This is a genomic window from Prauserella aidingensis, assembly GCF_024171865.1.
Classification (GTDB): Bacteria; Actinomycetota; Actinomycetes; order Mycobacteriales; family Pseudonocardiaceae; genus Prauserella; species Prauserella aidingensis.
The window spans coordinates 1-1132 of the sequence record NZ_JAMTCN010000076.1 but is presented as its reverse complement, the minus strand read 5'-3'; the positions used below and the strand labels follow the sequence as shown (position 1 = coordinate 1132).

At 71.5% G+C, this 1132-nt stretch carries 3 protein-coding genes; all 3 read right to left on the bottom strand.

The genetic code is table 11. The features are described from left to right. Positions 1 to 190: 190 nt before the first annotated feature. Positions 191 to 352 carry a hypothetical protein gene (locus LY13_RS25490; protein WP_253831107.1) on the bottom strand — a complete coding sequence of 54 codons (162 nt, stop codon included), beginning with the start codon at positions 350 to 352 and terminating at the stop codon, positions 191 to 193. Between the two features lie 86 nt (positions 353 to 438). After that, on the bottom strand, positions 439 to 729 hold the full coding sequence (locus LY13_RS25485; protein ID WP_253831106.1) for a hypothetical protein: 291 nt from the start codon (positions 727 to 729) through the stop codon (positions 439 to 441). Then, positions 726 to 1031 carry a hypothetical protein gene (locus LY13_RS25480; RefSeq protein WP_253831105.1) on the bottom strand — a complete coding sequence of 102 codons (306 nt, stop codon included), beginning with the start codon at positions 1029 to 1031 and terminating at the stop codon, positions 726 to 728. Before LY13_RS25480 ends, LY13_RS25485 begins: the two co-directional genes overlap by 4 nt. Positions 1032 to 1132: the final 101 nt, after the last annotated feature.

The following is a 1132-nucleotide window of genomic DNA, read 5'->3' as shown; positions in this document are numbered from 1 at the left end:
CCCGCCGCTGTAGGCGGTGACCTCGGCGGGTGTCCAGACCTCGTCGCCGTCGATGTAGTGCGGCATGCCCGTCACCGGCCCTGGTCGTCGTCGAGCCAGGTCTGCGCTCGGGGTACCTGCGGGCTCTGCATCGGGGTGCCTCCTCAAAGTGGGGCCGGGCCGCCCCGTGGCGGCCCGGCCTGGGTGGTTGTCAGCGTCGCCGCGGGCTTACCGACACGACCGCGACGTTGGATGCCTCGCGGAACGGCTCGACTTCGAGGCGGCGTGCCTCGGCGGCGGTGACCTCGCGGGTCAGTCGGTCGCCGTTGCGGGTGACGATCTCGACGGTGAGGTTCTGCTCCATCTCGTGCATTCCCTTCGCTCTAGGGTGGACGGGTGGCGCCGAGGTATTACGGGTATCTCGGCGCCACCCGCGTTGTGGTAGTAATACTACCTTAATCAGAGACTCAGCTCTAGTCCTTTCTCTCGTGTGTCGATGCGGTGTCGCCGCTGGACGCGGCGCACCTCGTGCCAGTCGGCCACGCGCGCCTCGGCCCGGGTGACTTGCCGTCGTGCCCGGCGCGCGGCCGCCTCGGCCTGGCGGTCGTGGCGCCGGTGCCGGGCATGTCTCAGAGCGCGTTCCCGCTGGCGGTAGGCGGTCACGAGTGCCTGCACCTCGGCGATCGACGTGCGCGGCCGGGCACGCTCGGCCGCCGACCAGGACGTGTCCGGCAGCAGCAGGCGGCTCATGCGGCGCCCCTCGGTCCCGCCGAGCGACGGAGGACGCGGCGGCACTCGGCGAGCCGGGCGTCGAGCTGGCGCAGCCGCTCCTCGCTGGCTGCGTTGGCGACGATCAGGTCGGCCACACGTTCGGCGTCGTCGAGGAACGCGTGCTCGAGTGCGGTCGCGAGGGCGTCCTCGGCGGCGGTCTTGGCGACCGGGCCGTGCGTGCCGTCCGCGCAGCGGGTGACGAACTCGTTGGTGCCGAAGTGCTCGCGCAGCACGGCGAGCGTCTCGGCGAGGGCCGGCTCGGATGTGGCGGTGTTAGTCATGTCGCCTCTTTCTGGGGTCGGTCTGGTCCATGTCGGGAAGGGGTCAGCCGGGTGCCCGGCCGACCCGCCGGTGGTCAGCGGTGGTCGAGCATCATCGAGTG

Bases quoted from the DNA above. Each gene is read 5' to 3' on its own strand.
- LY13_RS25490 (WP_253831107.1), bottom strand. From the start codon at position 352: ATGCACGAGATGGAGCAGAACCTCACCGTCGAGATCGTCACCCGCAAC.
- LY13_RS25485 (WP_253831106.1), bottom strand. From the start codon at position 729: ATGAGCCGCCTGCTGCTGCCGGACACGTCCTGGTCGGCGGCCGAGCGT.
- LY13_RS25480 (WP_253831105.1), bottom strand. From the start codon at position 1,031: ATGACTAACACCGCCACATCCGAGCCGGCCCTCGCCGAGACGCTCGCC.